The organism is Leptospira kirschneri serovar Cynopteri str. 3522 CT, from assembly GCF_000243695.2.
Taxonomy (GTDB): domain Bacteria; phylum Spirochaetota; class Leptospiria; order Leptospirales; family Leptospiraceae; genus Leptospira; species Leptospira kirschneri.
The window spans coordinates 39,171-64,068 of the sequence record NZ_AHMN02000013.1 but is presented as its reverse complement, the minus strand read 5'-3'; the positions used below and the strand labels follow the sequence as shown (position 1 = coordinate 64,068).

Here is a 24,898-nt window from a genome sequence, read left to right as displayed (position 1 = left end):
GAATTTTATGTAAAATCTAGATCCAATCCTTCTTGAACTAAAATTCGAAGAGCATTGCTGGTTTCTACTAGTCCTTCACGGATTTTATAATCGAAATACATGGTTCCATCTAAAACTTCCTCTTGAAAATGTTTTAAGATAACACCTTCCACTTTTGCAAGCTCAAGGTCGTGGCTCGTTACAAAAACGATCGTACGATTTTTTTTCAGTTCTTTTAAAATTCCCTTACAAGCAAGAGAACGCTCTCTCGTATTAGTCCCTTTTAAAATCTCATCAAGTAAGATAAGATGAGACGAATTTTTATCTCTAATCTTTTTTATGATCTCAGAAAGTCTTCTCACTTCCGCATAAAAGAAAGAAATTCCTTCTTCTAGGTTATCTTCATTTCTCATACTCGTATGAATTTTTAAAACAGGTAATGAAAATTTAGACGCAGGAGCCGGACCACCTGCCATGGCAAGAATAGAAGCTACGCCGATTGTACGCAGATAAGTAGTTTTTCCAGACATATTCGAACCCGTAATCAGCACTATATCTTGTTCTTCAATAAAATCCAATGGATTAGAAACTCTGGAGTCAGAAGGGATCAAAGGATGAAAAAGGTCCTTACCTGAAATTCCTTCTTTAGAATTTTCAGAAAGAATTTCCGGAAAACAATAATCAGGAAACATCCATTTCAAATTCGCAAAAGGAAATAGAGAATCGAATAAAGTCAAATCCTCGATCGATTTTTCCAAAAGGACGGAATGTTTTTCTCTCCATTTCGAAATTTTCTGCAAAACCCAAAGATCATAAAGAAACAGATTATTTAGGATCAGATGCAAAAGAGGAGCTTCGGTCAGAGAAACACGTTTTAAAATCAGATCCAAATCCTTATAAGCGGATCTTAATTCATCCTTGGAAGTATCCTCTAAAAGAAACCTACCGTTTTTATCACTAATTTTCAATCCTTTTAAGTATATTAGAATTTTTTGAAGTCCTGAAATACTTCCGGAAATAGAATAATACTGTCTAAAAATATCTAAAGAACGGGAACGATACAACCCAAATAAGATCAAATTTAAAAACAAAACGGAAGCAGGAAAAGGAACTCCCAAAAACACGTTTGCGGGAATGAACGCAAGCACCAAAATTGTAATCGGTCTATAAATCTTTTTCAGCCAAGGATAACTTCCCCAAAGTTTGGATGCGCTATCATCCCGAATCGATTTTGTTTCGGTTTTAGTATGGGTTTGAAAAACCTCCTGATCTTCCTTTAGATAAGAGGCGAGTCTAAGTATTTTAGGAATTGCTAATGTTTTTTCAGAAATAGATCGAACAATGGACTGACGTAAAAGTACATTCTCCCGATTACTATATGGAGAAGAATCTTCCAGATCCAAAAGGGAAATCAATTTCTGTTCTGCATTAGAGATAAACGTAGTATCTAACCAGGAAAATAAACCGTTCTCTCGGAATAGATCTAAATCTCTGGCTAAGGGAGAAACTTTTTCTAAAACAATTTTAGTTCCGAATTTTTTGCCAAAACCCTTGATTGAAATTCTCGCGGATTCCCTTTCCAAAACGAAAATCCAAAGTTCAATTTTTTTCCGAGTCAAAAGAGTCTTTTTATATCTCCGAACAAAAAAGAAAAAAAGAAAAAGAAAAATTAGAGAAGGAAGGTGATAAAAAACTGAAGAACGTAAATAGTAAAAAATAGAAATCCAAAGTAAAAAGATGGAAAAGAAAACGAGACGAAATAGTGAAAGTCTGGAAAGAAGGACGGAAATTTTATCGTAAAGTTTATTTAACTTTTCAGCTCTGCGTTTAAGCCGATCGATCCGTGTAGAAGAAGTCATCCAATAACGGAACTTATATTTTCGTAGTGTTCATTCTCTCGTTTATAAATTTCAAAATCCAATAAACGAACTAATGATCCTAGATCCGGCATTACCCAACGCGAAACTAATTTACCTCGATCCTTACCTTTGATCTTATCCACGTATACGTAACCGAATAAATCCGTGCCATATTCGTAAGCGACGAATCTTCCAATCCTTTTACCCGTATTATTGATCATTCGGATCTGCATTTTTTTGCAATTTTATCGTTTTGAGAAAATTAGTACAAGAAAAAAATACTCAAGGATTTTCCAATTTCTTCGATAGATAGTTCTGGGAGTCAATTGCTTTCTCAAGGATGAGAACAAGCGGGATTCCTGATAAAAAACAAAACTTAAAACCAAACCAGAAAGTCGCACGGAGGCGCATATGTTTTATCCAGAAATGGACCCGGATCTAAAAAGTTCCTTTCTTTCAATCAACAAAACGGTAGCAAACCTAATCAACAATACCATTCTTCCAGAAGCCGGTTTAAAGGCAGGAAATCTTCTCAATACAAATCAGATGAAAAAATTAAAGGAAATCCGCAAACGTAGATTTAGATCCAACGAATGGAAAAACTTTTTGAAAGACTAAATTAGAGTTGTTGAAAAACTCCATAGTGAAGATTCACAAAATTGCTTCAATTGTCTATTTCAATACAACGGAAATGGATCAAGAATTAATTTTAAAACAAAAAGCCCGCTGCTCTGCGGGCTTTTTCATTTCATCGAAAAACGAAATATGATACTTTAGTATTTCGTTTTGGTGGAAGGCATCTTCACATTCAAAATAACATCCACTTTAGTTACGTCTCCTTCTCTTACGTTAATCATTGAATTGTTAAGATTCAAATCCTCTGCAAAAGAAGCTTTAATTTCATAATCTCCCGGTTTGAGATTTGTGAACCAGAAATTTCCTTCGTTGTCCGTATTCAATTTTTGAATTCCGGTAACACTCGAAATCGTAGGCATAAAAATCGGCTGATTACTTACAGGATTATCCAAGGTTTTGTAAAAAACTTTTCCTTGAATAGCGCCAAAACCGCTCATAGAAACATTGATTGGAAGTTCGTTCTTCTTATTTGGAAGAACCGCAAACGTTTCCTGAATTTCTGGATAGTCGTCTGCCTTAATTGTAATTTTATGAACTCCGGCTGGAACCTTGTTCAGCGTGATCGTGTAGATGTTACCAGGAATCAACTGTCCTTGTCTTTTAACAGCACCCCAAAAATTGGAAGAAGTAGCGGTTACAGTAGAAGAAAATTCTTGATCGTCTATATAAACCTTAACGTTTCGATTCCCTTTTCTTTTCTTTTTAGCGAAGATTAAAATATCTGGAGGAAGATCCGAAAGTCCATAAGCACGATCTTGAATAATCGTTGTCTTTAAAACTAAATCCCCTCTTTCGTTTGTAGGAACCACAGGAGGTTCTTCCGGAGTTACCACCGGTTGTGAAGGATCAGGTTTGACTGGATCCGGTTCAGGTTCTACAGAAGGAGCGGGAGGTTTTGGAGGATCAACCGGCTTGGGAGGTTCCGGACTTTTTTTACCCGAAAGAAAAATACCAGAAGCGTTTCCAGAAATCTGAGGCACTTGTTCATGCTGAAATTTCTTTGCCATCTGAACGGTTTCTTCTCTTGATTTAAAAAATGCTTCTAGAGCCGTAACGACGTTATCTTTATTTAAATCTGCAGAACCTAAGGCTTTTCCAAAGTTATAAGTAAAAATTCCGTGATTGATACTTCCACCGACTTCAATTGCAGTTTGATTATCGTCTGCAGAAGAAATGATCGCTTTATCTTGAAAGAAAAAATCTTCTGCGTCTTGTTTTACGGTTCCGTTGCTTCCTTCGGGAATCGGAACATCAGCGGAACCTCGAGTTGATTTTCCTTTTTTAGCGATCCCGCCCGAAAAACAGCAATCGAAGATAAATACCGTCTTAGGAGATTTTATTTTTTCCAAGTATTTATTCAGTTCATCGTCCGGAAGGTGAGGCCTGTCATAACAAATAATAAGATTTCTCATCCCATTTTTTGCAGACGCGTCTCTTTGAAAAGCACCGTGTCCGGAAAAATAAAGCAGAACGGTATCGTTATCACCCGCTTTTTTTGCTAAGGCCTTAATTTCTTTTTCTATGTTATCTTTTGTAACTTCTTTTCCGAGAACGACTTTAACTTCGTCGAAGTTTCCCACTTTTCGAATTTCATCATTCAGATAACTTGCATCTGCTTCACAAAGATTGAGTTCCGGAATTCCGGCCTTATTACTCGTATAGTTAGTTCCGAAAATAAGTCCGTATCTCTTTTGTGCAAATGCATCCGTTGCAAAAAATAAAATCAAACAGATGACGATTGCCGATAACTTGGATTTCAAATCTGGCCTCCTAAGGATTCATTTAGAATGGAATCAAGGTAACAAAAGAAATCCTTTTGTCATTATTTTTTTAAGTTAAGAATCGAGACTCTTAAATTTAAGAAAGAATTATCCAAAATTTATTTGGCCGAATTGGAACCGAAAAGGATATACTTAAGGTTAGACTCTTTGTGAGGTAAAGATAAGGCCGTTTCTTATGTTTAAAATTTATTATCTTGTTTCCAAAAATGATCCTTTGAAGTTTTGGAATTTAGAAATCATAGGAAATTCATTTACAGTAATTTACTGTGATATGGTTGATTTACATACAGAAACGGAGGAAACCCAAGTTTTTGAAACTGATGAAATATGTTTTCAAAAAGCTGAGAAATTACTTTGTGAAAAATTAAATAGCGAATACCAAGAAGCGAATCCTAAAACTTTACAAAGAATTGATCAACTTGAAGATCGACTTGGTAGTTTGGCGATGAAATATAGAGCTTGTGATCTTGAGTCCGAAGAAGAAAAGAAGATCATTTCAGAGTATCATAAAGTTCTAAATATCTTGTTTGGAAGAGATTTGATTCATTTTTGGTCTCAGAGGCCGGATCATGACAGTTGTCTTCCGGATGAACTTATGCCCAAATTCTATCGCGATCACCGAGATCGACAAATTAGAAGGCGGAACGCGAATCTACAAGACTAATTCTATCACGTGTGTAAGAACTCAGTGTATAACTTGAAATTACAAAAACTCTTATTTTAACATGAGTTCGGCATAAGAAATCCAGATTCTGAAAAAAGTTGAAATCTAAACTTTATAGATCGATTCTTTAAATGTGGGAACTACCACAATTGAATAGAAGTTTTATAAAACTTGAATTTGTCGTATTCAAGTGCGGGAACTTCCACAAAATTTAGGTTTGTCTGTAAAATGATGTGAGAACTATTACAAATCCACGATTTGTGAGAGTTCCTACAGATTAAGTCGCATTACGGGCTTAAATATCCATTTTTCGTGATTGAAAATTGTATGAATCCCTACATTTTCAAAATCTAACCGTAAAATATAGACATGTGGTAGTTCCTACATTTTATTTTTTACGGCAATTTCAAGGTTTTGTAAGAGTTCCTACATACATTTTTTCAGGTAAAACAAACTTTAGGAAACAGATTCCTTACACCAAACTCGCGTTAATTAACATGAACTCGACATAAGAAAACGAGAAAGAATTTTCTAAAAAGTAATAGTTACTACAATTTTAGGATTCGTTCGTAAAATCGTGATTTGCAGTAGTTCCCACATTTTAGGAATCAAGATCACAACTTTTTTTAGAAAAATGAACCATGGATTCCTTATACAGAAATTCACGTTAATTGAAACTTTTTCCATTTCAATCGTTGAATCGAGAAAAAATAAAAAACCCGGAAGATAAACTCCACCGGGTTTCCTTTGCAAATGAATTTTAGATGAAATTATTTAGATAACCATTTCATCATACTTCTTAATTTTTTACCCACAGACTCGATCGGATGAGATGCGTTTTTATCTCTCATATTTTTAAAGTTCGGATAACCTGCTTTTGTTTCGGCCATCCAATTGGTGGCAAATTTTGCCCCTTTATCTTTTTGAATATCGTTGAGAACTTCTTTCATTCTCTGTTTTACGCCTGGGTCAATCACACGAGGACCACTTACATAATCTCCGTATTCCGCAGTATCAGAGATGGAAAATCTCATTCTTGCCAATCCACCTTCGTAAATTAAATCTGTAATCAGCTTCACTTCGTGAAGACATTCAAAGTATGCGATTTCAGGATCATATCCTGCTTCGGTCAAGGTTTCAAAACCCGCCATGATCAAATTGGAAAGTCCTCCGCAAAGAACTACTTGTTCTCCAAAAAGGTCCGTTTCGGTTTCTTCACGGAACGACGTTTCTAAAATTCCAGCACGACCCCCGCCCACTCCTGCCGCGTGTGCAAGAGCTCTTTTTTTTGCTTCGCCGGATGAATCCTGATGGATCGCAATCAAACAAGGGACTCCTCCTCCTTCCGTATAAACTCTACGAACGAGATGGCCTGGACCTTTAGGAGCAACCATATACACGTCTACTTCTTTTGGAGGTTTTATAAAATCATAATGAATGTTAAACCCATGAGAAAAAACGAGTGCATCCCCTTTTTTAAGATTCGGTTCAATATCTTTTTTATAAAGATCCGCTTGTATCGTGTCCGGTGCTAGAATTTGTATGATGTCCGCTTTCTGTGATGCTTCTGCAACGCTATACACTTCAAAACCAGCGTTCTTTGCGTCTTGAACGGATTTAGATCCTTCTTTTAAACCAATAATTACTTTCAGTCCGGAATCTTTCATATTTTGAGCCTGGGCATGTCCCTGGCTTCCATAACCGATTACTGCGATGGTTTTACCTTTTAGAGAGTTTAAATCACAATCGGCGTCGTAATAGATATTTGCCATTTTCTCTTTCCTCGAATGTTCCTTTTTACTAAACATTTGAAAAAGGATAGAATGACAACTGAAATAACCCTGGAAAAGTTCGCCAGGCACTTTGAATTTTGAACTCTGCAATTTTAATGATCTAACTCATAAGACAAACATAGACAATTTTTCATGGAAAACGATTACCGTTTTTAAATCTTTTATAAAATTTCTATTATTACTCGGTTTTATATAATCGCGCCCAAAAGTCTGTCAGGCGTCAATAAAAGTAGACAGCGTAGTTTCACAAAAATGTGGGAACTCATACAGAAATGATCAGAACAAAAGAATGTTAAAATTAACGTGAGTTCGACATAAGAAAATCGGGGCGAATCCGGCTTGCCGCAGGCAGCCGGACCGGGCTCTTTAGCTCTGGTCAATAAATTGCAACTAAAGACGATTATTGTATCATGTTTCCTGTATGCAATTTATTATAGAATGCGATTCATAAAAAGCGTTCTGCTGAGTTACTTTCGCATCGATCCCTTTCACGTTAAAATTATAAATCATACAATACGTGGAACTCCACGAAGTTATCCTACTGAGAGCTACATTAATCGGTTACTTTGTATTTGCGCACAAATCGCTACTTGGAAGTAAAATTTCGATAACCTATGATTCAATTCTCAGTTAATGTGAGAAATCAGTATTCACTTGCATTGATCCAGTTCGAAGATCTGGGAATTTCTAAATTTGATGGCAATCACCAAACAATGATTTTATGTTGAAAATCATTCTAGGTCTAAGGCGTAAAAATAAGATTCTGGTTCACAGTGTAGTTTTCGGATGACTCGATTGTTTAGCAGATCTAAGTGTAGGATATAACTGTAAGACCAGTGAAACGTGGGAACTCCCGCCCGAACCGTATTCAAAATAGAATCACCGACCCCGAGGGCTTCCAACTTCAAAAGATAATTAAAAAGATAACACCTAGACACACCATGAGCTTGAGCCAACGTTCCCAAAAGAGTCCAACTTGCAGAAGGAACACGAACGCTTATTCGTTTCATTTTTGATTTACCCGGACTGGATTGATACAAAGTTCTGTCCGCTTTTTTGCCAAGACGTTCCGAAGAAGAAATATATTTCCCATAAATTTTTAAAAGTGCAGGAATTTTTTTAGTAAGCAGCTTTACATCTTTTTCGGAAAAAAGAAGCCAAGTATTTTCCGGAATCAAAAGAGTAACCGTTTCGGAAGGATTTTTTTGAAGTGTAGAACTAATTTCATGATCAGAGTTTAGTAATAAAGCGCCCATACCTACTACGGTTCTCGCAAAGAGTGGAACGGATCAAATTTGAATCAAAAAATCATTCATCTTAAAAAAATTTTTGAGAGTAAGACTGAATTTTTCCAAAGGAGCTTTTATAAAATAACGTGAGTTAGGTGTTTGTTTCCGCAAGAATAAGTGTATCTGATTGTGTTTCCAATTCTCTGACGACCACACTTAAATTTTCACTTTTCGTAACTAAAGATTCCATAGAATTTTGGAGTAAAGAAATCGCTTCTACGATTCCTTGTAAACCTGTCTTTTGTTCGGAAGAAGCAAGTTCGATCTCCGAAGACAAAGAACGCAAATGATCTAAAGTAGAAAAGAATTCGGAATTGATTTTCCTCTGTTCATAGAATAAATTCGAGAATTCATCAAATCGAACAAACAAATCTTGAATTAAAGTATCCTGCTCTTTTACATGCCCTGCAGTAGTTTCAGCAGACTCTCGACCCATTTGCACATGATTGGAAGAGTCTCGAATGATTTTTGAAATTAAATCTGCATTTCCAGCACTACTTTCCGCCAATTTAGAAACTTCTTGTGCAACAACCGCAAAACCCCTACCAGCCTCTCCGGCTCTAGCAGCTTCAATAGACGCATTCAAAGAAAGTAAATTGGTTCTATCTGCGACCTCGGACATGATTCGATTCACTTCTCCCACACTTCTAAAAGAATCACCCAAAGAAGAAAGAGAACCAGACAACTCTTCTACAAACTTAGTGACCATCGTCCCAGACTTACGAACCTTATCCATACTTTGGTCTAAGGTTTGGTTGAAGTTAGAAATTTTTTCTATAATCGATTTCAAATTATTGCTATGAAGGATTAAACTTTCAATATTTTTAAACTGATTTTTTACGTTATACGAAGAATTTTCAGTTTGAGATTGGAATTGTTCCACTGTGGAGCTAATCTCTTCAAAAGAAGAAGCTTGTGTAGAAACTAAAACAGAAAAATCATCCATAAAATTCTTTAAATTCTTGGAAGAATCCTTTAGATATTGCGCGGATTCCTTCATTTTAGAACTTCTTTGAGCAATTAGTTTATGAGATTTTTCTAATGCTTCCTGTCTATACTTAGAATTTTCTCTCAATCGCATAAACAGTTTTACAAGGATTCTAACGATTAGAGCACAGGCAAATACGAATAAAATTTTTGTAATTTGTTCTGAAACAGAAGCATAACCCAACGAATTGGCAAGTTTCTTTTGTTCCGTCAAAATCAAACCGTATCGTGTCGCGGTAAAAATCGCCAAAGCCTGTGCTCCTCCCGACAAAAATCCGATCCAAAGTACGAAGTTAGGAGTCAACAAAAGCCCGGAGGAAACTATATATAAATAACTGATCCCGTATAAGATAGGACTTTTCACCACACCAGTGGTAAAATCGGGATGGTCCATAGTAGCACCCACCATAACTAACAACTGAACGAAAACATCCATCATAAGAAACGCTTTGCTGAGAGTATGAGATATACTACCTGTTTTTCGAATTTTATAAAAACTATAGATAAAATTAAAAAACATAGCGGTCGTACCGCTCAAATATAAAATATTTTGAATTGAGTTGGTCCGTTTCCAATTAATTAAAATTGAAATATAAAAAAGCAAAATCAATCCAAATCGAATCCAGTTAATATAGGCGGGACCCGAAGCGATGATTTCTTCATCAGTTTTCTTTTGTTCTTTTTTTAAGGGCATAGACTAATAGTGTTACGTACTTTGAAAAATCAATGGTTTTTCTAAAAACCTGGATTATGAAGTACATTAAATATTCATTTTATCAAAATTTCTGAAACAACTATCAATTATCTCAGAAACATACTTTAGATTATTAACAATTCATACACAAAATTAAAAATCATCTTTAAGATAATCTCTACACAAAACGCAAACATCTCTTAAAACAGAACCAATTTCCAAACCGTTTAATAAAAAAATTAAAAACGACAATCAAATTTATTTTTTGTAGTAAACAACAAAGATCTCTTTCTGTACAAACAGTATATTTTTTGAATCTTCATTCCATATCTTTACAATCATAACCTTTATCAGTGTATGAATTTTTCAGTATTTTTTATTTTTTCTAAAAACTTTCGAAAGTGTATTTCGAAAAAATGAATATGATATTCAATTGCAAAAAATTCCGACGGTTGAATATAAACTTTGATCGTTTTAGAGAACCTCTATAAAGAGAGTTTTTAATAAAGGATGGTGGGAAAATAACGATTTTATACGGAAATAGATTTTACAAACGTTGCAGAATCTGGTTTTGAATCGCCAAAAATTCCACGCTTTATTTTTTCATAAAAACGAACTTTTATGAAAAAATTTCTGAGTATCGAATTTATATCAATACTTATAGATTTTAAAAATATTCAAAAATAAAAAGTGTTTCTTGAGATTTTTTACCAACTCTATATGATAAAGTACCGTAAATTTGAATCAAATCTTAGTTTAGAGGTTAAATTTACTACTCGGATGTATAAATAGAATACTTGAGTTAGATTGTTTCAAAAATTTGAATGTTTTGATCCTGCTCTAAAATGCCGTAAATCTCGAATTTGTGACATTTCTTAAGTACCACTGTTTTCCCGCAAATACAGCCGTTAATACTTGGTACTATTTTTCATGCGTTCGAGTAGTAGATATTTTATTATAAAATTCTGAATTAGAATCCTACTTGAGAAGTTTTAAGATTGATATTAAAATCTTAAATTCAAACTTAAAATTACGCCATGAGGAAAACAAAATGTCCAAACATAAAATCAGTTTGTCTTGGAAAAAAGGACCCGAAGATTTTAAATACGATTCCTACGATAGAACTCATTCAATTAGGTACGAAGGAGGTCAAAAATTACATGGTTCATCCACACCGGAAACTTACGGAAAAGCAGAACATACAAACCCGGAAGAATTATTAGCTTCTTCTGTATGTAGTTGTCATTTTTTGACCTTCCTTGCAATCGCTTCAAAAAGTAGGTTCATTGTTTCCGATTACGAAGATAATACAATTGCAACTTTAGAAAAAAACGAAGAAGGAAAAATGGTAGTCACTAAAATAGAACTTCACCCTAAAGTAACTTTCGAAGGTGATAAAATTCCGGACTTAGATACGTTAATTGGTCTTCGCGAAAAAGCTCATAAAAATTGTTTTATCGCAAATTCAATCAAATCTGAAGTAACAATCAATCCTAGTTAAAAATATATTTATATTTTTATAATATTTTGTTTTGAAAATGTTTTTCAATTCTAGTTTTTTAATTTGGTTTTGTATTCCAAAACAAAGAAGATGAAATTTTCAATCTTCTCTATAACATTTCTAAAATTTAAGAAATTCTTATTTATCTCAATCTAAATTTTTTACCATTTAAAACTATATAATAAAATACATCCGCATTTTGCGTTTAAATAGGGCTGTAGAATAAAAATTAACTGCACTCAGTTTTATAGAGAGTAGTATTAGAGTTTTTGAAAAATTCTATGGTGGTGATTAACAAAACTACGCCCATCAACCGTTTTCATAAAACAAAAATAGATGGAGAATTCATTTTTCAACAACTCTAATCATCTTCATAAGGTTGCAAAATTTAATCTTTCTCAAAATAAATTTTATTTGTGTCAAAATTCATAACATATTATTATACAGGAATAGAAACTCACAGGTGTTTATAAATATTATAATTTACGCAAATATTACCCAAGGAACAATCCATAATAATCTTATCTTAATTCCACAAGTATTAAGTAATCATAAATGGTCATATATTTTACTCGAAACTTTTTCATTGACTATATTATAATTTCAAAACATTTATCATATATCTTAACTACTTATCATTTATAGAATTAGGGGAGAAATGTCTTTATTACCTACCGTATGCGTCATAGGTGCAGGTCCCAGTGGAATCGCTGTATGTAAAGCGCTTAAAGATAAAGGAATTCCGTTTGAATGTTACGAAGCGGGAAGTGAGGTCGGTGGAAACTGGAAATTCAAGAATGATAATAAAATGAGTAGCATCTATAAGTCTTTGCATACCAACACTCATAAAGACAAAATGCAATATAAAGACTATCCGATGCCGAATTCTTACGCCGCTTATCCCGATCACCAAAAAATCTCAGAATACTTCATAAATTACGTTAATCATTTCGGATTTCGAGATCATATTTTTTTTAAAACTCCAGTAACTCACGTAAAACATGAAGAAGACGGAACATGGTCAATATTAACTGAAGATGGAAAACAAAAATATTATGATGTACTCATAGTATCCAATGGGCATCACTGGTCTCAAAGATGGCCCAAGCCGGATTTTCCGGGAAAATTTACGGGAGATATCATTCATTCTCATTCATATATAGATCCAAATAAGCCAATAGAATTAACTGGAAAACGTGTTGTGATTCTCGGAATGGGAAACAGCGCTATGGATATTGCAGTCGAACTCTGCCGGCCAGGAGTTTCATCCAAAGTTTTTCTAGCCGCAAGAAGAGGAGCTTATATTATTCCCAACTATCTCTTTGGAAAACCCCTAGATAAAATTGCTACGCTCTTTCCTGTTCATACTCCATTTTGGTTAAAAAGTTTTATCATAAAATTTGCATTAAAACTAGGAGTAGGAAATGTTGAAGATTTCGGTTCTTCAAAAGCCAGATCATAAGCCAGGAGCTGCTCACTTTACAATTTCGCAGGATATTCTCGTTCGATTAGGCAGGGGGGATATAATTCCAAAACCAAACATAGAGTCGTATAACGGCAATAAGGTGAAATTTGTAGACGGCAGTGAAGAAGAAATAGACGTAGTCATCTATTGCACCGGTTATGACGTAAAATTTCCGTTTTTTGACGAAAACTTCCTTTCAGCAAAAGACAATCATCTGCCTCTATTTCATAGAATGGTGAAACCAGAATTTAAAAATCTTTTTTTTGTAGGGTTATTTCAACCTCTTGGACCAATTGCTCCTTTATCTGAGTTTCAAGGAAAATGGATTTCTGAATATCTGGTCGGAAACTATGAATTTCCATCTGAAGAAAAAATGAATCAATCAATTGAAAAATATGAATCCAAAATGAAAAGACGTTATGTAACATCTGCAAGACATACGATGCAAGTGGATTTTGAAGTTTTCTTGTATGATATGAAATCCGAATTGAAAAAAGGGATCAAAAGAGCGGCTAAAAATGGAAATAAACTTCCAGTTCCCGCCCTTGCTCGAAACAAATCCATTTTGTCTGATGACATCTCTGCAAAACGATTTAAAAACAAAACTGAGTTACTTTCAAAAATTTAAATTCGTTTTCTATGGAAAATATTCTAAAGAAAACCCAAGGCACTTTTAATGTACGTCCTTAGGTTTTTACGAATTTTACGATCTAACGAGCAAAAAGGAGATTCACTTATGAAATTTCGAATTTCAAAATACGAAACGATCTTTTATTTTCTCTTTTTATTTTTCAGTCATATACTCAACGCAGAATCGGCAAAAATCGTTTCGGGACCAATTTTAGGATATTCCACTTTAAAAGAAGCACTAGTTTGGGTTCAAACAGATCGAAAGTCTATCGTTAAATTAGAATATTCTGAAATTGGAAATTCCAAAAATAAACTTTTTTCCGAAGAAATTCAAACAAAACCAGAGAAAGGTTTTATCGCAAAGTTGATTGCAAACCAAGTTGAACCAGGTAAGAAATATAATTATAATATACTTATAGATGGAAAAAAGATTCCGGCAGAACATCCACAGGTATTTCAAACTCAACCTTTCTTCGCCTATGCCTCCAACGAAAACCCGCCTTCTTTCTCCTTTGCTCTTGGAAGTTGTTCTTATATAAACGAACCGGAATTTGAAGTTTCAGGAAAAACTTATGGAGGGGAATATTTTATCTTTAATTCGATTCTTTCTAAAAAACCCAATTTCATGCTTTGGTTAGGGGACAATATTTATTTGAGAGAACCGGATTGGGATTCAAGAACTGGATTTTTTCATCGTTATAGACATCAAAGGAGAATTCCAGAACTTGCCCCTCTTTTTGCATCGGTTCATCACTACGCAATTTGGGACGACCACGATTTTGGTCCAAACGATGCAGACGCTTCTTTTTGGATGAGAGAAACTTCTGAAGAAATGTTCAAACTCCACTGGGGAAATCCAAATTATGCAGAAGAAGGTATTTACGGCTCGTTTACATGGGGTGACGTTCAATTCTTCCTTCTAGATAACAGAACATTTAGAACAGCTAACAATAATAAGGTGATAAATCCGAGACAAATTTTAGGTGAAAAACAATTTCAGTGGCTCGCCAATTCGCTGGCTTATTCAAAAGCTACTTTTAAATTTATCGTTATGGGAGGGCAGTTTTTAAATCCGAATCCGATCTTTGAAAACTACGCCACCTATATAGAAGAAAAAAATAAAATTCTTTCTGCGATTCGAGATTTAAAAATTAAAAACATAATTTTTCTAACGGGTGACCGCCATTTTACAGAACTAAACTTTTTAAAAGAAAAAGATATATCGATTTACGAACTCACAGTTTCTCCCCTAACGTCCAAACCTCATTCTCCTGGTTTGGAAAAAAATCCTTTACGTGTGGAAGGAACTCTCGTTGATAAAAGAAATTTCGGAACCATTTCCATAAGTGGAAAACGAAATGAAAGAAAACTAGTCCTACAAATTTTCGATGTTTATGGAAAAGAACTTTGGAAAAAAGAAATCCTTTCAAATTTTTGATTTAGTATGAAACGATCCATGAGCTTTATTATTACATTTTTATTATCTTTTATTTTTTTAATTTTGTTTCTAATTTGGTGGAATCAAGAAAGATTGATTTTCTTTCCGGAAAAACTTTCTGAAAATTTTATATTCCGTTTTCCGAATGAGTTTCAAGAAATCAAACTCACTACTTCCGATGGGGAAACGAGTTACGGACTTTTTTTTCCGTCTAAGAATAACCTTTCTAAAAAAACGATACTATTTTTTCATGGAAACGCGGGAAGTTTGAGAACATGGGGAAGAATTTACGAAGATTTTCTTCCAATTGGATGGAACCTTTTAATTACGGATTATAGAGGGTATGGAAAAAATTCCGGAAGTATTTCCGAAGAATCGATGAATTCGGATGCGGAATTATGGCTAAGTTATTTACTCGGTGAACTCAAAATTCCCAGAAATGAAATTGTGATTTATGGCCGGTCGATAGGAACAGGAGTAGCGATCGATTTAGTTTCTAAAAATCCAGATTTAAATTTATTTTTAGAAACTCCGTTTACGGATTTATTTACACTGGTACGAAATTATTATCCTTTTATACAAACTTGGATGTTAAAATTTCAATTTCAGAACCTGGCTAAACTAAAAAAAATTCGTTCCAAGATCAGGATTTTTCACGGAACACAAGATCAAATCATTCCCTATTCCAACTCGGAAATCATATTCAGAAAATTGAAAGAACAAAACCAAGACGTAATTCTTTTTACAATTTCAAACGGTTCTCACAACGACCTTACTATTTATCCGGAATACCATCGCGCTTTAAAAAATAGCCTGAATGAATTATAATCTATATAAATGTTAATTAATATTTCTTTTAAAATTTATATCAAAACCTAAAGATTAACAAAGATTTTATGATAAAACACTTTTTTTCTAGTTTGTAAACGTCCAGATATGAGGGTTTGTATGAAACTTCCAGTATTTATTAGAAATTTCTAAAGGATTACTATTTAGCGTGAGCTTGGCATACAAAACCTAAATTCTGAAAAAAGTTGAAATCTGAACTTTACAGATCGATTCCTTAAATGTAGGAACTACACCAATTTATAAAATAGAAGTTTATAATAATTGAATATGTCGTATTCAGGTGTGGGAACTACTACAAAACTTATATTTATCTACAGAATAATGTGGGAACTACTGCAAACCAAAATTTTACAAACAAATCTTAAAATTGTAGGAACTCATACTTTTATAAAAAGTATTTCTCAGCCGAACTCATGCTAAAATGGGATTTAAATTTTGATGATGGTCGTAAAACAGCGGTTTTGTGCAAAAATCGATTGGACGAAGAACTCTTTTTGTATTTCATAGTAGTTCCCACAACTTTCAAAGTTTAACTGATAAACCCACGATTTGCAGTAGTTCCCACGGATTAAGTCGCATTACGAATTTTTAAATATTTATTTTTTGTGATTCGAGTCGGGGAGTTCCCACAGATTTATATTTTAACGTGAGTTCGTAAAGAAATCCATGATTCATTTTTCTGAAAAAAATTGGAATCTGAACCTGCAGATTTTTTCTAAACCGTAGGAACTACTACTTTTAGAAAATTCTTTCTTATTTTCTTACCCCCTGCTCACGTTAATTAAGTCTTTTGAAGCCACTTTTAATTTTTCCGAGGTTCAATATTCAAATTTGAATCTACTTTCATAAAAAACATTTTCCGAAAACTTTTATAAAATCTAAAAAGAATTGTCATTTTTCGACTATTAGTAAATTAGGAATTCATTGTATAGAATTCACGATGAATTAACTCGTTTTTTAAATTTTAAACTTGAATTAAAAATATTCCGGAAAAAGTACTCTCAGTTTTTTTACCGTTTCCGGGTTTCTTTTTTCAGGAGCCGTAATGATAGAATAACGTGTACTATTTTTCAGACTAAGATCATCTCCGTTTCCAAGAACATGAATCAATTCAGAAAGAAGTTTTTTAGCCGTCTCTGCATTCTTAGTCAAATTTGCAATCACCATTTCAACGGTAACTGATTCTTCTCCTTCTCTCCAACAATCATAATCAGTGGACATACAAATCATCTGATATACAATTTCGGCTTCACGAGCAAGTTTTGCTTCCGGAAGAACCGTCATATTGATGATGTCAGCGCCCCAAGAACGATAAAGATGGGACTCCGCCTTAGTAGAAAACAAAGGGCCTTCCATACAAACTAAGGTTTTATCCAAATGAATTTCCAAACCGATTTTTTTAGCAGTTTGTGCGATTCTTTCACTTAAATTGCGCGAGAAAGGTTCGGCAAAAGGAGCGTGTGCCACGACTCCGTTTCCGAAATAAGTAGAATTTCTAAAACGAGTACGATCAATAATTTGAGAAGGTAAAACAAAATCGAGAGGTTTGATTTCTTCTCTCAAACTTCCAACCGAACTAAATGCAACAATTTCCTCAACGCCAAGTTGTTTAAGAGCACATATATTCGCATGATTCGGGACTTCAGGTGGAGAAAGAAAATGTCCGATTCCGTGTCTAGGTAAGAACGCGATCAATTTTCCTTTGTAGTTACCGATCTTAATTTTATCGGAAGGTTTGCCCCAAGGAGTGTCAGGAAAAATTTCTTCGATCAGCTCCATTCCTTCTAAACTATAAAGTCCAGTTCCACCAATGATAGCCGCTCTAACGTTATACGACATGATTCCACTTCCTAAAGAAAAAGTTTTCAAATTTCATTCAGGGACAGTTTTAAAAAACGAACTCAAAATGTAAATCGGAACTGTTTTTACAAAAACGATTCAAATAATTTCGAATCCGAAAAAAGATTTGGGCGTTCCTGCTTTCGAATTGATTGTAAAACAAAAACTTATTGTAAAATAAAGCAGGCCGGGCTCTCAGCTTCAGTCAACAAATTGAAAACCAAGATAAAACAAAATTTTGCCGTTGAAACAATTTGTTGACTCCGCATCGATCCCTAACGCTGCGATCCATAGAGAGCAGCGTTGCTGAGTTACCCACGCGTGATCCATAGAGAGCAGCGTTGCTGAGTTACCCACGCGTGATCCATAGAGAGCAGCGTTGTTTTAGTTGTTAAAAAGTATATTATACTATTTTAAAATATAAACTTGGTTTCATAAGGTGAATCACTAAATAAAAGTTACTAAATTTAAGCCCAATTCCAAAAATTCGTTTCACTCGTCTTATTTCTGAGTATAGTTCAAAATCTTAAAAGAAACCTCAATCATAACTTCGTGGTTGATTCTTATCTTGTGAAAATACAAAAACTCTTAAAAAGAGTACCCTTCCAGGATCAATTGCTTTTTGAAATAGATTTTATATTCTAATTTTGAAACAAATTCATGGTGTTATCTGCCCATTTTGGCAGAAAATATTGAATCCGTAAAAAAGGATTAAACTACACTCAAAGCTTTTAAATCTCTAGATTGGGTTTTAATCTGTAAAACCCCGTCTTGAATTTTTCCGGATTCCTGAGTAATTTCATTAACTTCCTTTTCAAGTTCGAACATAGCTTTCATCATTTCTTTTTGAGCAGTCATCTGTTCTTCTGTAGAATGAAATAAATCGTCCGATAACTTTTTAACTCTTTCTAAATTTTTAACAAAATCGTTAACGATCATAGTTCCGCGTTCATACAAACGACTCATCTCTTCTATTTTTGAAACGGTAAGATTAACTTTAATACTTTGATTCTCCGTCAAATGTCCCGTACCTTGAGACGCGGCATTCGCTTCTTCAATAAATTCTAGAGATTCCTGAACCACTTTCGCAATCATCTTTGCATTTGTAGCCGTAAATTCCGCGAGTTTACTAACCTCTTGAGCAACCACAGCAAACCCACGACCTGCAGAGCCAGCACGAGCCGCCTCTATAGAAGCGTTCAAAGAAAGAAGATTGGTTTTATCTGCAATTTCTCCTAGAATACGATTGATCTCATCCACACGTTGAAATGAATTTGAAATGTTTTTTAAGAACTCGCCAGTTTTTTCCACGGATTCCTTTACGATCTTCATTTCAGTTTTACTCTCTTTCGCGTTAACATCCAGACCTTTAGAATGATTTGATATTTCACCGATTACTTCCAAAAGAGTTTGGGCTTTTTGATTGAGTTCGATTAAATTCTCGTTTTGAATTCGAATCGAATCTGCATTTTTTTCGGATGATTTAGATAAAGAAGTTATCACTGCGTTGACCTCTTCCAAAGAAGCTGCCTGCGATTCCATCTTTTCACTGGTTAAACTAGTAAACTCCGAAAAATTCGTTACCGAAAGTTCCAAGGTCTCCGCCGAAGAATGAATTATCTTTCTGTTATTTTCCAACTTGTTTAGAAAATTCTTATTCTCTTGAAAATAAGTAGAGGCTTCCTGATACAATTCGTCGAATAAATTCATCAATCGATAAAGAATTAAACTTACACCTGCCATAAAGAAGATTTTCGTGATCTCTGCGCTAAGTTTAACATAACCGGGTTTCATATTAATCGCGTTGTCTTCCGAAAATCGAAGACCGTGAAAGGTTGCATTAGTCAATGCAATCGAATAACCAAAATAACAAAACATACCTGTAATTAGTACAAATTTCGGCCTGCCTAAAAGACCCGAGTAAGCAATAATAAAATAATATACTGAATAAAGAATCGCATTTTTAAGAACGGGAGAAATCAGTTCCGCGGAAACCATACTATCCAAAAAAATCGTCACACTCAATATAAGAGAATCAAATATAATAAATAGATTATGAACCCATTGTTTAATTTCATATTTTTTATAGAGAATAAAACCGAAAAGTGTATAAACAAACATAAAAAATGCAGCGGAAGAATGAATGATTTTAATCTGAGTTTGAAGAGTTTTGAAACTCGCGGCTAAAGAAATCAACACCATAACCATAATTGTCATTCTAGAATAATATGTAAGCGCTTCTCCCTTCTTGCGAATGGATTCTATAGATTGTTTGGACATAAGCCAAACGTTTTTATAATTTAATTTCAGTAAATGAAAAGTGAAAACCTATTTGGAAATACAGTATCCGTATTATAAAACGACAGATTGTAATTTTAGAATGAAGTATTTTAACCAAGATCTTCGTTTAAAATCCGGGATTTGAACTTGAAAACGATAAACGGAAAAAACTTTTAAGCGATTGTTGAATTCAGACGTTAAGAAAACATGAATTCGGTTAACGCAAAACAGAAACTCTAATGTTAAAAAACTATAAATCACACGATGTAAGGTTGAACTGAAAGTTAAATTTTGACTTTACTCGCCTCCCAACCGATCATAGCCATCTTTCTTTCGGAGCCCCATCGATATTCTCCAATTCCACCTGTACTTTTAATCACTCTATGACAAGGAATCAAATATCCGATTGGGTTTTTACCGATAGCAGTTCCAACTGCTCTAGAAGCACTTTCTTGTCCGATCCAATTTGCAATATCCGAATAAGAAGACAATTGTCCTTCCGGAATTTTGAGAAGAGCTTCCCAAACTTTGATTTGAAATTCGGTTCCTTTCAGATGGAGTTTGATTTTTTCATTTCCATTTAACGTCTTATCGAAAAAACGAATAACTCGATTTTGATTTTCGTCCGTTTGCTCAATTATATCCGCTCTATCCCATTGTTCTTTCAACTCGGAAACGATTTGTTTTTCCGGAATATCATAAAAGAATAAATTACAAATTCCTTTTTCTGTAGAAGCAATCAAATAACTACCAAAGACACTTTTTTGAAAACTGTATCGAATTCTAAGATTTTCACCTCCGTTTTTAAATTCTCCCGGAGTCATTCCTTCAATCTTTACAAACAAATCGTGTAATCTACTCGTTCCGGACAATCCGGTTTCAAAAGCAGCGTCAAACAAAGTGTTTTGAGGTTTAGAAAGAATCGATTTAGCATTTTGTAAAGTAACATACTGTAGAAACTGTTTCGGACTCACTCCTGCCCATTCCGTAAACAGCCTTTGAAAGTGAAACGGACTTAAGTTCACAGACTTTGCAACTTCGTCCAACTCGGGTTGAGACGTCGCATTTTTTTGTATGAATTGAATCGCTTCCGCAATTTTTTGATAGTGGTTCATATTTAAATCTTATTCTAAGTTCGGATTTTTAGAAACCCGATCCTTGCTATTTTTATAATATTTTGTAAGTTCTAAATCCCTTTTTCTGCAATAAAAGTAAGTCATTTTAACAATTCTCATCAAACTGTATTTTGCCTAAATTTAACTTGAATTCGACGTAAAAAAATCTGGACGAATTTACGCCCATCAGTTTGAAAATCAAATTTTCACATAAAATCACCGTTATACGGCATCAGAATAAATCTTGAAACAAACTAGGAGTGAATCAACTTTACAAGTTGATCGATTCCTTCTTCAAACAATGCTGGGCCGGGCTGAAGAATAATAGAAGGATCTAACTCGTAAACTTTATGATTTAGAATTGCACTTACGTTTTGCCAATCTGGATGTTTTTGCACCCATTCAAAGTTCATAGGTTTTCCGCACCAAGAACCGACATAAACTTCTAGATTTGCCTTTGCAACGTCTATTGCAGAAATGATTCTATCTTTTGCCAAAGATCTCGTTTTGAGATATTCAAAACAATCTTTTCCACCGGCAAGTGTGATGAGTTCCGAAACCCAAGAGATTCCGGTTATGATCGGTTCATCCCATTCTTGAAAAAAGACAGATGGTTGATTTTTTGAAGAATACGCTCTTTCAATTTCGTCTAACTTTCTTTTCCAACTTTCGATCAATTTTTGAGTTTCATTTCCTTTTCCTACAATGGATCCTAAAAGAGACAAAGTATCGAAAATTTCTAAAATCGTTCTTTGATTTGTGACAAGTACATTCAATCCTTCTGCAATCAGATTTTTTGCAAGATCCGATTGTATATCCGAAAATCCAATTACTAGATCCGGTTTTAGTTCCTTAATTTTTTTCACATTTCCGTTGATAAACGCAGAAACCTTAGGTTTCTCTTTTTTAGCTCTGAGTGGTCTAACTGTATAAGCGGAGATTCCTACAATTCGTTCCTCAACTCCAAGTAAATAAAATAACTCGGTTGTTTCTTCAGTAAGACAGATGATTCTTTTCGGCCCGATCAAATTTTTACCACCTTTTCTAAAATAAGTTTGGAAAAATCGGTTTTGTTTGGAATAGATTGTAATATAATATTTATATTATTTAAGTAAATTGAATATATAAAAAGTATAACTCAGTAAAAATTCAGCTTCCATTAAATAGGAAATTGCCGAGTAGAAAAAGTTGTTTAGATCTTTCTAACTGAACATTCCATTTTCTGCGGTTTGGCTTGATTTATTCAAAACCGAATCTACATTAACTGTGAAATTTCTTTTTGTCTTCGATCAACTTTTGAACCACAGATGGATCTGCAAGAGTAGAAGTATCTCCTAGACCTTCAAATTCTCCAGAAGCGATTTTTCTTAAAATCCTTCTCATAATTTTTCCGGAACGTGTTTTTGGAAGACCTGGAGCCCAATGGATCACGTCGGGTCTTGCAATTTTACCGATCATCTTTTCTACTGTTGAGATGAGTTCTTTTTTCAAAATATCGTTAGTCGTAACACCTTCTTTAACCGTAACGTAAGCGTAAATTCCCTGACCTTTGATGTCGTGTGGAAAACCAACTACGGCCGCTTCAGCAACAGATTTATTTTCAACAAGTGCACTTTCCACTTCTGCGCTTCCGATCCTATGGCCGGAAACGTTAATCACATCGTCCACTCTTCCAGTGATCCAAAAATATCCGTCTTTATCTCTACGCGCCCCGTCTCCCGTAAAATAATATCCTTCAAACTGAGAAAAGTAAGTTTCAAAAAATCGTTTTGGATCTCCGTAAACCCCACGCATCATTGAAGGCCAAGGACCTTTAATACATAAATTTCCAGAAACTTCTCCCTTATCGGTAATCTCCTTACCTTCGTTATCCACTAAGACAGGTTGTACTCCAAAAAATGGTAACGTCGCAGAGCCCGGCTTTTGAGGAATAGCCCCCGGAAGAGCGGTTATCATAATCGATCCTGTTTCTGTCTGCCACCAAGTATCTACGATCGGACATTCTCCTTTTCCTATATTTTTAAAATACCATTCCCAGGCTTCAGGGTTGATCGGTTCTCCAACGGAACCTAAAAGACGAAGAGAACTCAAATCTCTTTTTTGAATATGATTTAATCCTTCTCTCATCAAAGCTCGAATTGCCGTCGGCGCGGTATAAAATATATTTACCCCATACTTATCAATGACGTCCCAAAATCTACCAGCGTCCGGATAAGAAGGAACTCCTTCAAACATTACGGAAGAAGCTCCATTGGATAACGGACCGTAAACTAAATAAGAATGACCGGTTACCCAACCTATATCAGCGGTACACCAATACGTATCTTCTGGTTTAATATCAAATACATAATGAAATGTTAAATTAGCTCCTAAAAGATAACCACCAGTAGTATGTAGGACTCCTTTCGGTTTTCCGGTCGAACCGGAAGTATAAAGAATAAAAAGAGGATCTTCCGCATCCATCTCTTCCGGTTTGCAATAAGAAGGAAGTTCCGGATCGTTCATCAAAAAGTGATACCAGTAGTCTTGACCGTCTTTCCAAGTAAGACCAGATTCGTTTCCGGTACGACGAACTACGATTACGGTTTTTACTTTTTCTTTGGATTTTTCGAGAGCAAGATCCACATTTTTTTTCAGCTCGATTGGTTTCCCACCTCTAAAATCTCCGTCTGCGGTGACAACTAACTTTGGCTTACAATCGTCAATTCTACTTTGAAGTGCTTCCGGTGAAAATCCTCCGAACACCACTGAATGAATTGCACCAATCCGAGTACATGCAAGAATTGTAATGGCTAATTCTGGAATCATGGGAAGATAAACCAGAACCCGATCCCCTTTTTTTACTCCAAATTTTTTAAGAACGTTCGCAAAACGATTTACTTCTCTGTAAACATCGTAGTAGGTAAGCACTCTGGATTCTGTGGGATTGTCCCCTTCCCAGATTAAAGCGGCTTTGTTTTTTAACGAAGTGCTGATATGACGATCTAAACAGTTATAAGAAACATTAAGTTTGCCACCTTTAAACCATTCTACTTTTGCGTTTTTAAAATCGTGGCTCAAAACCTTAGTCCATTTTTTAAACCAAGTCAGACGGTTGGCTTCTCTTGCCCAGAACTTGTTCGGGTTTTCTATGGATTCCTTATAAAGAGATTTATAGTCCTTAAGATTGATGTTCGCATTCTTTTTAAATTCTGCGGACGGCGAAACGACTCGTTCTTTTGCCATAACTTCCTCCGAATTCGGCAAAGAATGTTTCTTTTTTTCTCTCTGTCTACCAAATTGTGAAAGAAGTTTTTTAGAAAATTTACGATTAAGAATTATCCTTTAAGTGGATCCAGTACGAATCAGATCCAAAAATTCAGAACGAGTGACCATGTTTTCTTTAAAAGCGCCTAACATACACGAGGTGAAAAGTTCAGAATTTTGTTTTTCCACTCCTCTCATCATCATACAAAGATGTTTTGCCTTAATTACTACGGCAACACCTTGAGGATCTAGAACTTCTTGAATGGCATAGGCGATCTGTTCTGTGAGACGTTCTTGAACTTGTAACCTTCTGGCAAAAACATCCACAATTCTAGGAATTTTACTGATTCCTATGATCTTTTTATTTGGGAGATAAGCCACGTGCGCCTTTCCATAAAAAGGAAGAAGATGATGTTCACAAAGAGAATACATTTCTATATCTCTCACAAGAACCATTCCTTCTGTAGGTTCTTCAAAAATGGCTCCATTGACAATTTTTGTAATGTCTGCACGGTAACCGGATGTCAGAAATTCGTACGCTTTTTTTACTCGTTTTGGAGTATTAAGAAGACCTTCTCTAGTTGGATCTTCTCCAATCGATTTTAAAATATTGATTATATCCTCTTCCAATTTAAACTCTCTTGTTCAATTTTCCTTTAAAAATCAGTAAGTTTTCCTAAAAACTTTGTAGAAACTCAATACTTCAATGAATCGATAGAATCCAAAGTCTAAAATTGTTTACAAGCTCTTAAGTATCTCTATCAAGAATAAGACTGAGGCGTGATAAAATCCGTCCGAATTTTATAATAAGTGGCTCCGATCTGTTTTGAAGTCTCCGCTACAATGTTTTCGC

At 34.7% G+C, this 24,898-nt stretch carries 18 protein-coding genes and 1 pseudogene; 6 read left to right on the top strand and 13 right to left on the bottom strand.

The genetic code is table 11. The features are described from left to right. Positions 1 to 5: 5 nt before the first annotated feature. Both LEP1GSC049_RS211330 and LEP1GSC049_RS211335 read right to left on the bottom strand, forming a co-directional pair. A complete protein-coding gene (locus tag LEP1GSC049_RS211330) occupies positions 6 to 1,838 on the bottom strand; it encodes a MutS family DNA mismatch repair protein (RefSeq protein WP_016561056.1) in 1,833 nt (610 codons plus the stop codon). After that, entirely contained in the window at positions 1,835 to 2,071 is a 237-nt protein-coding gene (locus LEP1GSC049_RS211335) for a hypothetical protein (protein ID WP_004751534.1), read from the bottom strand. Before LEP1GSC049_RS211335 ends, LEP1GSC049_RS211330 begins: the two co-directional genes overlap by 4 nt. Positions 2,072 to 2,249: 178 nt before the next feature. Between LEP1GSC049_RS211335 and LEP1GSC049_RS211340 the strand changes: the two genes are divergently transcribed. Then, complete coding sequence (locus tag LEP1GSC049_RS211340; protein WP_004751474.1) at positions 2,250 to 2,456, top strand: hypothetical protein; 207 nt, start codon at positions 2,250 to 2,252, stop codon at positions 2,454 to 2,456. A gap of 155 nt (positions 2,457 to 2,611) precedes the next feature. On the opposite strand, the gene LEP1GSC049_RS211345 is transcribed toward LEP1GSC049_RS211340, so the two are convergent. After that, positions 2,612 to 4,234, bottom strand: coding sequence for a caspase family protein (locus LEP1GSC049_RS211345; RefSeq protein WP_004751652.1), 1,623 nt, complete (start codon positions 4,232 to 4,234; stop codon positions 2,612 to 2,614). A gap of 196 nt (positions 4,235 to 4,430) precedes the next feature. On the opposite strand from LEP1GSC049_RS211345, the gene LEP1GSC049_RS211350 reads away from it, so the two are divergent. After that, positions 4,431 to 4,919: a hypothetical protein gene (locus LEP1GSC049_RS211350; protein WP_004760971.1), complete on the top strand. Its 489-nt coding sequence runs from the start codon at positions 4,431 to 4,433 to the stop codon at positions 4,917 to 4,919. A gap of 770 nt (positions 4,920 to 5,689) precedes the next feature. Here the strand turns inward: LEP1GSC049_RS211350 and ilvC are convergent. The 4 genes from ilvC to LEP1GSC049_RS211365 form a co-directional block, all read right to left on the bottom strand. Next, positions 5,690 to 6,691, bottom strand: coding sequence for a ketol-acid reductoisomerase (gene ilvC / locus LEP1GSC049_RS211355; protein WP_002176822.1), 1,002 nt, complete (start codon positions 6,689 to 6,691; stop codon positions 5,690 to 5,692). Positions 6,692 to 6,900: 209 nt separating this feature from the next. Beyond that, a complete protein-coding gene (locus LEP1GSC049_RS2000000229155; protein ID WP_080624634.1) occupies positions 6,901 to 7,113 on the bottom strand; it encodes a hypothetical protein in 213 nt (70 codons plus the stop codon). Between the two features lie 330 nt (positions 7,114 to 7,443). Further along, entirely contained in the window at positions 7,444 to 7,968 is a 525-nt protein-coding gene (locus LEP1GSC049_RS211360; protein WP_016561081.1) for a DUF1564 domain-containing protein, read from the bottom strand. Between the two features lie 124 nt (positions 7,969 to 8,092). Next, positions 8,093 to 9,682, bottom strand: a complete 1,590-nt coding sequence (locus LEP1GSC049_RS211365; protein WP_016561019.1) for a methyl-accepting chemotaxis protein — start codon at positions 9,680 to 9,682, stop codon at positions 8,093 to 8,095. Positions 9,683 to 10,733: 1,051 nt separating this feature from the next. Here LEP1GSC049_RS211365 and LEP1GSC049_RS211370 point away from each other — a divergent pair. The 4 genes and pseudogenes from LEP1GSC049_RS211370 (at position 10,734) to LEP1GSC049_RS211380 (ending at position 15,544) form a co-directional block, all read left to right on the top strand. After that, positions 10,734 to 11,183: an OsmC family protein gene (locus LEP1GSC049_RS211370; RefSeq protein WP_016561042.1), complete on the top strand. Its 450-nt coding sequence runs from the start codon at positions 10,734 to 10,736 to the stop codon at positions 11,181 to 11,183. Positions 11,184 to 11,841: 658 nt separating this feature from the next. Beyond that, positions 11,842 to 13,276 (top strand): annotated as a pseudogene (locus LEP1GSC049_RS02000000224795) (flavin-containing monooxygenase). A 108-nt stretch (positions 13,277 to 13,384) separates the two neighbouring features. Further along, positions 13,385 to 14,716: an alkaline phosphatase D family protein gene (locus LEP1GSC049_RS211375; RefSeq protein WP_004763552.1), complete on the top strand. Its 1,332-nt coding sequence runs from the start codon at positions 13,385 to 13,387 to the stop codon at positions 14,714 to 14,716. 6 nt (positions 14,717 to 14,722) lie between these two features. Then, on the top strand, positions 14,723 to 15,544 hold the full coding sequence (locus LEP1GSC049_RS211380) for an alpha/beta hydrolase (RefSeq protein ID WP_004768086.1): 822 nt from the start codon (positions 14,723 to 14,725) through the stop codon (positions 15,542 to 15,544). A 996-nt stretch (positions 15,545 to 16,540) separates the two neighbouring features. Here the strand turns inward: LEP1GSC049_RS211380 and mtnP are convergent. The 6 genes from mtnP to folE all read right to left on the bottom strand — a co-directional run bounded on the left by mtnP (position 16,541) and on the right by folE (position 24,675). Next, positions 16,541 to 17,404 (bottom strand): S-methyl-5'-thioadenosine phosphorylase, encoded by an 864-nt coding sequence (gene mtnP, locus LEP1GSC049_RS211385; protein WP_004756789.1) that lies wholly within the window; start codon positions 17,402 to 17,404, stop codon positions 16,541 to 16,543. 711 nt (positions 17,405 to 18,115) lie between these two features. After that, on the bottom strand, positions 18,116 to 19,684 hold the full coding sequence (locus tag LEP1GSC049_RS211390) for a methyl-accepting chemotaxis protein (RefSeq protein WP_004756800.1): 1,569 nt from the start codon (positions 19,682 to 19,684) through the stop codon (positions 18,116 to 18,118). A 284-nt stretch (positions 19,685 to 19,968) separates the two neighbouring features. Further along, complete coding sequence (locus tag LEP1GSC049_RS211395; protein WP_004754611.1) at positions 19,969 to 20,799, bottom strand: bifunctional helix-turn-helix domain-containing protein/methylated-DNA--[protein]-cysteine S-methyltransferase; 831 nt, start codon at positions 20,797 to 20,799, stop codon at positions 19,969 to 19,971. A gap of 254 nt (positions 20,800 to 21,053) precedes the next feature. Further along, on the bottom strand, positions 21,054 to 21,827 hold the full coding sequence (locus tag LEP1GSC049_RS211400; RefSeq protein ID WP_016561026.1) for a cobalamin-binding protein: 774 nt from the start codon (positions 21,825 to 21,827) through the stop codon (positions 21,054 to 21,056). Positions 21,828 to 22,059: 232 nt separating this feature from the next. Next, positions 22,060 to 24,024 (bottom strand): acetate--CoA ligase, encoded by a 1,965-nt coding sequence (gene acs / locus LEP1GSC049_RS211405; protein ID WP_016561054.1) that lies wholly within the window; start codon positions 24,022 to 24,024, stop codon positions 22,060 to 22,062. A 99-nt stretch (positions 24,025 to 24,123) separates the two neighbouring features. Then, on the bottom strand, positions 24,124 to 24,675 hold the full coding sequence (gene folE, locus LEP1GSC049_RS211410) for a GTP cyclohydrolase I FolE (RefSeq protein WP_004753534.1): 552 nt from the start codon (positions 24,673 to 24,675) through the stop codon (positions 24,124 to 24,126). Positions 24,676 to 24,898: the final 223 nt, after the last annotated feature.